This is a genomic window from Streptomyces sp. NPDC059900, from assembly GCF_050270335.1.
Taxonomy (GTDB): Bacteria; Actinomycetota; Actinomycetes; order Streptomycetales; family Streptomycetaceae; genus Streptomyces.
Genome location: NZ_JBNNJZ010000453.1, coordinates 1 through 6757 on the forward strand (window position 1 = coordinate 1; position 6757 = coordinate 6757).

Here is a 6757-nt window from a genome sequence, read left to right on the forward strand (position 1 = left end):
GTCCAGGGCGGCCCTGAGGTGGCCGTCCGAGGACGAGAGGAGGTCGGCCGCGGTGGGGCCGTCCACCCCGCCGAGGATGGTGAGGATGGCGTTCTTCACCTCCCCGTCGGTGGCGGCGAGCGCGGCCTCGATCTCGTCGTCGGATGCGCCGGTGGCCAGGGAGACGATCCGCCGCGAGCGGGCGCGCAGCTTCTCGTTCGACGCGCGTACGTCCACCATCAGGTTTCCGTAGGTCTTGCCGAGCCGGATCATCGTGATCGTCGAGAGCATGTTCAGGACGAGCTTCTGGGCCGTGCCCGCCTTCAGCCGGGTCGAGCCGGTGAGCAGCTCGGGGCCCACGACCACCTCGATGCCGTGGTCGGCGGCTGCCGCGAGGGCGCTGTCCGCGTTGCAGGAGAGGCCGATGGTGAGCGCGCCGTACCGTTCCTTCGCGTGCTCGACCGCGCCGATCGCGTACGGCGTGCGCCCTGAGGCGGAGATGCCGACGACCACGTCGTCCGCGGTGAGGTCGAGCGCGTCCAGGTCCCCGGCCGCGAGGTCCTTGCGGTCCTCCGCGCCCTCGACCGCCGTGACCATGGCGCTCGGGCCGCCCGCGATGAGGCCGACGACCTCCGCCGGGTCGGTGTTGAAGGTGGGCGGGCACTCCGAGGCGTCGAGCACCCCGAGGCGCCCGGCCGTGCCCGCGCCCGCGTAGACGAGCCGGCCGCCGCGGGCCATGCGCTCGGCGGTGCCGTCGATGGCCGCGGCGATCGCCGGGAGCTGCTCGGCGACGGCCGCGGGCACGGTGTTGTCCTCGCCGTTCATGATCTTCGCGATCTCCAGCGTGGGCTGCCGGTCGATCTCGGAGAGCTCGGGCCGGAACGCCTCCGTGGTGAGGGTGTCCAACTGGGCGCGGAGCTCGCCGTACGTCTCTCCGTTGTGCGGGGCGGGGAAAGGCGTGGCGTCGGTCGTGGTCATGAGGGGCGGCTCTTTCGTGTGCGGCGGGGGTGGCGGGGGGTTCGGGAGCTGCGGGAGGTCAGCGGCCGTGGGAGCAGCGGATGCGGGAGGTCAGCGGATGCGGGAGGTCAGCGGATGCCGCCGCGCGGGCTGTGCCGGTGCGCGAGCGCTTCGTACGAGGCGGCGAGTGCGGGGGCCGCGCTGTCGTACGTCCGCTGGGCGACGCCCACGAACAGGCAGTCCACGACGAGCAGCTGGCTGGTGCGCGAGGACATCGCGGCGGGCCTGAGCTCGCTCTCGCGCGCGGTGGAGGTGGTCAGGATGTGATCCGCGTACTGCGAGACGGGGCTGCCGGGGCGGCCGGTGATCGCGATGGTCGTCGCCCCGCGCTCGAAGGCGACCCGCAGCGGCTCTATGACGTCGCCGGTCGACCCGGAGTGCGTGATCGCGATCGCCACGTCCTTGGAGCGCAGCGTGACCGCGTTCGTGACGGCCAGGTGCGGGTCGGAGTGCGCATGGGCGATGTGGCCGATGCGCAGGAGCTTCTGCGCGAGGTCCTGGGCGACGAGGCCCGAGGCCGCGACGCCGTAGATCTCGGTGCGGGGCGCGGCGGCGAGGGCGGCGACGGCCGCCCCGAGCTGCACGGTGTCGAGTCCGGCGGCGGTGTCGGCGAGGGTCTGCTGCTCGTCGTAGGCCAGCTTCGCCACGACGTCCGCTATCGGGTCGTCCACGGCGATGTCGGCGGTGACGGCGGGCGCGCGGCCCGACTGCTGCTGGGCGGCGAGTCCGGCGAGGGCGAGCCGCAGGTCGCGGTAGCCGGGGTAGCCGAGGAGGCGGGCGGTGCGGACCACCGTGGCCTCGCTGGTGCCGGTGAGCTCGGCGAGGCCGGTGACCGTGAGGGCCGCGCAGCCTGCCGGGTCGCCCGCGACGGCTTCGGCGACCAGCTGCATGGAGCGGGTCATGGACGGCGCGAGGGTGCGCACCTTGGCCGCGAGGGCGGCCGGGGCGGGGGGCGCGGCACCCGCGAAAATTTCCTTCACGTCATTGGTCACGTCTGAAAGATATTTTCGGACCGGTGGTCGGTCAAGACCCCTTTGGTCCCGATCTCGGTCACATCCATCGAGTGGATCTTCGACGGGTTGCGCGTGGGGTGGACAATGGCTGCATGGACGCGATCGACCCTCTGGAGCAGGCGCTGCACGCCGCTCGTGCACTTGTTCTCGCCGACCTCGTGGCGCGTGAGGTCGCCGAGGCCGAGGTCGTCTCGCTGGTCGAGGAGTCGGTGGCGCACCGCCGCTGGTGGGTCGAGCAGTGGCCCGAGGGCGTCGAGTACGTGGCGGGCCTGGTCGCCCAGGACGTCCAGGACGGACTCCTGGAGCGCTACGGCCGCTGGCCGCTCTGCCCGGTCTGCGGCTCCGGCGATCCGCACGCCCTGGACGTCGAACCGGAGTTGGGCCCCGACCCGCACTGGGTGTGCGGCAAGGCGGGCGTGGTGGTCGCGCCGGTGGGCGGCCTCACGGGCGATGCGGCGTGACCGTCTACATCGACCCGCCGACCTGGCCGGGCCACGGCCGCATGTGGTCGCACCTGGTCAGCGACTCCTCGTACGAGGAACTGCACGCGTTCGCGGCGGGCATCGGCGCCCCGCGCCGCGCCTTCGAGCGCGACCACTACGACCTGCCCTCGCACCGCTACGACGACGCGGTGCGCGCGGGCGCGGTCGAGATCGGCTCCAAGGAGCTGGTGCGCAGGCTTACGGACGCGGGGCTGCGGAGGCCGAAGGGGCGTCCGGCGCCGGCGTAGCGGAATCCAACACGGGCTCTGTGGGACCGGAGGCCGTGACCACGCGGCTGGGTGTCCTGCGGTGCAGGCGCAGGGAGACGGTCACCGCGACGATCGCCACCGCCGTCATCGCGGCGCCCGCCCACGCGGTCGATGCGTAGCCAAGTTTGAGGTCGATGACCGTGCCGCCGAGCCACGGGCCGCCCGTGTTGCCCAGGTTGAACGCGGCCGTCGTGGTCGCGCCCGCCAGGGTCGGGGCGGCGCCCGCGACGTTGAACATGCGGGCGTTGAGCGCCGGGGCGGTGTAGAAGGCGGAGACGCCGAGGAGGAAGGACAGGGCGATCGCCACCGGCGCCGAACCGGCGAAGAGGGCGAGGGCCACGAGGAACAGCGTCGAGGCCGCGGCGCCGCTCAGCATGACGCCGAAGAGATGGGCGTCGGCGAACCGGCCGCCGATCGCCGTGCCGACGAGGGCGCCCGCGCCGAAGAGGCCGAGGACGGTGGGGACCCAGCCCTTGTCCAGGCCCGCGACGTCCGTCAGGAGCGGGGAGAGGTACGAGAACGCGCAGAAGACGCCGCCTGCCGCGAGGGCGGTGATCGTGATGGAGAGCCAGACCTGCCGGTCGCGGTAGATGGCGAGCTCTCGCTTCAGGCGCGGCTTCTCCGCGGGGAGCGGGATGCGGGGGATGAGGGTGAGTACGCCGACGAGGGCGATCGCGGAGGCGGCCCCCACCGCCCAGAAGGCGGAACGCCAGCCGAAGTTGTCGCCCAGGAAGGCGCCCGCGGGCACGCCGAGGACGTTCGCGATGGACAGGCCGCCGATCATCACCGCCATGGCGCGTGCGCGCTGGTTGACCGGCACCATCGCGATCGCGACGGCGGCGCCGACCGCCCAGAACCCCGCGCAGGCGAAGGCGCTGATGACGCGGGACGCGAAGAGGATCTCGTACGTGGGCGCGAGCGCGCCGGCGACCTGGCCCAGGCCGAAGACCGTGATGAGCGTGATGAGGGTGGTGCGCCGCGGGAGGCGCAGGGTCGCCACCGCGAGGAGGGGGGCGCCGATGACCATGCCGATCGCGAAGGCGGAGATGAGGAGGCCCGCGCGGGGGATGCTGACGTTCATGTCGTCCGCGATGGGGGGCAGGAGCCCCGAGAGCATGAACTCGCTCGTGCCGAGGGCGAAGACGGCGAGGCCGAGGATGTAGACGGCTACGGGCATGCGGCTCGCGCCGGGCTTTGTGGCGGGGTTTTGAGCAGGGGACGGCATAACAGTGTTGAACGCGGGGGGTGCGTGTGGCATTCCGTGGGCGGGGTGGTGGCTAGGGCTTGCGGAGGTAGGCGTGGAGGTTTTCGCGGTCCGGGGTGCGGGTGTAGCCCGCTCGGGTCGCTACCGCTTGGGAAGGGGTGTTCTCCGGTTCGATCAGGGCCAGGAGCGCCGAGACTCCGGGGCGGGGGAGGGCCAAGGCGGAGAGGGAGGCGAGCGCCTCCGAGGCGTAGCCCCGGCCGCGCGCGGCAGGCGCCAGGTCGTACCCGACCTCGGCCACACCCTCCTCGTCCGGCGGCCCGTGGAACCCCATGCCGCCCACGGCGATCTCGTCCTCCGCCCGGACCAGGACGAACATGCCCCACTCGGGCCGGTGCACCCCGGAGGTGTACGCCTTCGTCACCATCTCCGCGGCCCTGCGCGTGCCTTCGTAGGGCCCGCCTTCGATCCACGTGAAGCCGCCCGTACCGCCCGCGGCGAGATCCGCCGCAGCCGCGGGGGACACCTCCCGCAGCACGATCCGCCCGGCGGGCACCCACAGGGCGTTGTGCCAGCGCCAGGAGTCCACCTTCGGGCGCCCCGCCAGAGCAACGCGGCCCGTGGCCCAGAGCAGCGTCGCCCACTGGTCTTCGGGCGTACGCGCGGGCGTGACCTCCGGGAAGATCCGCGCCAGTACCGCCTCGCACAGTGCGGCAGGCGGCTCCGCGCCGACGCCGAGCGCCTGCGCGATGTCGTACGTGTGCAGCAGCAGTTCCGCGACGCCCATCGCCGCGAAGCCCACCGCGTCCGCGCTCCCGGAGGGGTAGGGGTGGTACCCGCGGACCCCCGGCGGAGTCGTCCGCACCACCGCCGAGAGCAGCCCGGCGGTGGATTCGATGACGCTGATCGCGTCCTCGGGCCCCGAGCCCTCGTCGAAGGCGATCTCGAAGGGGACCCACGTGTCGGTCGCCCGCCCCGTGAGCTGCCCGGCGTACGCGACGAGGCATCCCGCGACGTGCTCGGCCGTCTTGAGGCAGGTCCCGTCGAGCCCGGCCGCCTTGACGCTCCAGTCGCGCCCCACCGCCGTACGCAGCACCTTCGCCGCGTGCGCCGCGGCTTCCTCCAGCTGGTCCCCACCCATGGAAAGCATGCGCCGAGCGTACGGGAGCGTCAGACGGTCAGCAGATCAATTTCCGTCGCCAGGTTCGCGCGCGCGGGACCCTCCCAGTGCGCCGTCCCGTACGGCGTGCGGAACAGTCGGGGCAGCGCGAGGAGCTGGCGCAGCACCGCCGCCCGGCCCGCGCGGAAGTCCTCGTCGGGCACGAAGGCGTACTCCTCGCGGACGGCGGAGGCGTAGGCGGCGTACGCGTCGGGGGCGGCGGCCAGGATCGCCAGGTCCGCGTCGCACAGCGTCTCGCCGTTGTGGTCGCCTTCGGCGGGGTCGTGGGTGACGGTGAGGCGGACCAGGCGGGCCACCTCGGCGATCCGCGGCTCGCTCAACCCGGCCTCGGCCAGGGCGCGTTCCGCCAGGCGCGCGCTGCGCTCCTCGTTCTCGGAGCGGTCCGGCGCGTACACCGCGTCGTGGAACCATGCCGCGAGCCGTACGAGTCCGGCGTCCTGCGCGTGCTCTTCCAGTACGTCGATGTGGTCGAGGACCGCCGTCAGGTGGGCGGTGGTGTGGTACCGCCGCTGCGGCTCGGCCCAGCGCGCGAGCAGGTTGTCCGCGTAGGGCGCGGGGTCGGGGGCCGTCTCGCTCGCGCCGAGCAGGGTGGTGTGCCAGCGGGCGCGGAGGTCCTGGTGGGTCTCGTGGTCCTCGTGGTCCTCGTGGTGCGTGTGGCTGTTGTCGTCGGCGTGGTTGTCGTCGGCCATGGTGTGACCCTAAACCGGGGCAAGCCCACCCGTTGCCAGGTGCGGCGGCGGCAGGGTTGGCTGCCGCCATGACGACCACGAGGACTGACGACGAGACGTACGACCCCGAGCGGCCCGGCCGCCTTCTGCGTACCGAACGCGACGCCCTGATACCGCTGTTGCGGGGCGCGGACGAAGCCGCGTACGGCATCCGGACCTGTTGTCCGGGGTGGACCGTGCGGCATGTGCTCGCGCACTGCGGCTCTGCCCTGATGCGGGTGGTCGAGAGCCGCTTCGAGGAGGGGGTGTACTCGCCGGAGAGCAATGAGCGGGACATCGCGGAGCGTGCCGATTGGTCCAACTCCCGTGTCGTGGACGAGCTAGAGCGGGGGATGACCGAGGCGGGGCCGCTGATCGCCAAGGCGGCGGGGCGGCTTGACGGGGTTGCCCTCGGGGAGTGGGTGCATGCGGGGGATGTCCGTGAGGCGTGGGGGCTGCCGGGGGCTTATGGGGGGTCCGGGCTGCCGGATGCGTTGGTGTTGCTCGCGGCACGGAGCAGGGTGGTGAAGGCGCCGGCGCTGCATGCCGATGTGGACGGGCTCGATGAGCCTCTGCTGCTTGGTGCGGGGGGCGGGGGTGCGCCGCCGGCCCGCTTCATCGGCGATGCGGCGACTCTGATCCGGGTCTGTGCGGGGCGGCCTCTCGCGGGGACGCGGTATGAGCTTGTGGGGGCTGGGGAGGCGGACTTCGCAATCTTCAGCTAGCCCTTGCGGGGTGCTTGGGCGGGCTTGCGCAGTTCCCCGCGCCCCTTATGCCTTTGTCTGCGGGTGCGTGGGGGCTGGTCGCGCAGTTCCCCGCGCCCCTTGCGGGGCGCATCGGCGTTTGTACCTGCGGGTCCGTCGTGGCTGATCGCGCAGTTACCCGCGCCCCTGACGGGGCGCTCTGGTG

General features: G+C 72.9%; 8 protein-coding genes. 3 read left to right on the forward strand and 5 right to left on the reverse strand.

The genetic code is table 11. From position 1 onward, the window contains the following. A partial coding sequence (gene murQ, locus ACQKIP_RS35835; RefSeq protein WP_427745096.1) for an N-acetylmuramic acid 6-phosphate etherase occupies positions 1-957 on the reverse strand: 957 nt, incomplete at its 3' end. Between the two features lie 107 nt (positions 958-1064). Further along, positions 1065-1988: a MurR/RpiR family transcriptional regulator gene (locus ACQKIP_RS35840; protein WP_365860322.1), complete on the reverse strand. Its 924-nt coding sequence runs from the start codon at positions 1986-1988 to the stop codon at positions 1065-1067. A 113-nt stretch (positions 1989-2101) separates the two neighbouring features. On the opposite strand from ACQKIP_RS35840, the gene ACQKIP_RS35845 reads away from it, so the two are divergent. Together ACQKIP_RS35845 and ACQKIP_RS35850 are read left to right on the forward strand one after the other, a co-directional pair. Further along, on the forward strand, positions 2102-2470 hold the full coding sequence (locus ACQKIP_RS35845; RefSeq protein WP_365860323.1) for a hypothetical protein: 369 nt from the start codon (positions 2102-2104) through the stop codon (positions 2468-2470). Continuing rightward, entirely contained in the window at positions 2467-2739 is a 273-nt protein-coding gene (locus tag ACQKIP_RS35850; protein WP_365860324.1) for a DUF4031 domain-containing protein, read from the forward strand. Before ACQKIP_RS35845 ends, ACQKIP_RS35850 begins: the two co-directional genes overlap by 4 nt. Here the strand turns inward: ACQKIP_RS35850 and ACQKIP_RS35855 are convergent. The 3 genes from ACQKIP_RS35855 to ACQKIP_RS35865 form a co-directional block, all read right to left on the reverse strand. Further along, positions 2690-3937: a Cmx/CmrA family chloramphenicol efflux MFS transporter gene (locus ACQKIP_RS35855; protein WP_365860325.1), complete on the reverse strand. Its 1248-nt coding sequence runs from the start codon at positions 3935-3937 to the stop codon at positions 2690-2692. The two genes, ACQKIP_RS35850 and ACQKIP_RS35855, sit on opposite strands and share 50 nt — an antisense overlap. A gap of 100 nt (positions 3938-4037) precedes the next feature. Continuing rightward, positions 4038-5111 (reverse strand): GNAT family N-acetyltransferase, encoded by a 1074-nt coding sequence (locus tag ACQKIP_RS35860; protein ID WP_365860326.1) that lies wholly within the window; start codon positions 5109-5111, stop codon positions 4038-4040. A gap of 20 nt (positions 5112-5131) precedes the next feature. After that, the gene (locus ACQKIP_RS35865) at positions 5132-5830 is read right to left on the reverse strand and encodes an HD domain-containing protein (protein ID WP_365860327.1); all 699 of its coding nucleotides are present in this window, start codon (positions 5828-5830) and stop codon (positions 5132-5134) included. 68 nt (positions 5831-5898) lie between these two features. Here ACQKIP_RS35865 and ACQKIP_RS35870 point away from each other — a divergent pair, with 68 nt between their 5' ends. Continuing rightward, complete coding sequence (locus tag ACQKIP_RS35870; protein ID WP_365860328.1) at positions 5899-6573, forward strand: maleylpyruvate isomerase family mycothiol-dependent enzyme; 675 nt, start codon at positions 5899-5901, stop codon at positions 6571-6573. Positions 6574-6757: the final 184 nt, after the last annotated feature.

What these genes read in the sequence shown, in the direction of transcription:
- ACQKIP_RS35870 (WP_365860328.1), top strand. Translation starts at nt 5,899, where the DNA reads ATGACGACCACGAGGACTGACGACGAGACGTACGACCCCGAGCGGCCC.
- ACQKIP_RS35845 (WP_365860323.1), top strand. Translation starts at nt 2,102, where the DNA reads ATGGACGCGATCGACCCTCTGGAGCAGGCGCTGCACGCCGCTCGTGCA.
- ACQKIP_RS35860 (WP_365860326.1), bottom strand. Translation starts at nt 5,111, where the DNA reads ATGCTTTCCATGGGTGGGGACCAGCTGGAGGAAGCCGCGGCGCACGCG.
- ACQKIP_RS35865 (WP_365860327.1), bottom strand. Translation starts at nt 5,830, where the DNA reads ATGGCCGACGACAACCACGCCGACGACAACAGCCACACGCACCACGAG.
- ACQKIP_RS35855 (WP_365860325.1), bottom strand. Translation starts at nt 3,937, where the DNA reads ATGCCCGTAGCCGTCTACATCCTCGGCCTCGCCGTCTTCGCCCTCGGC.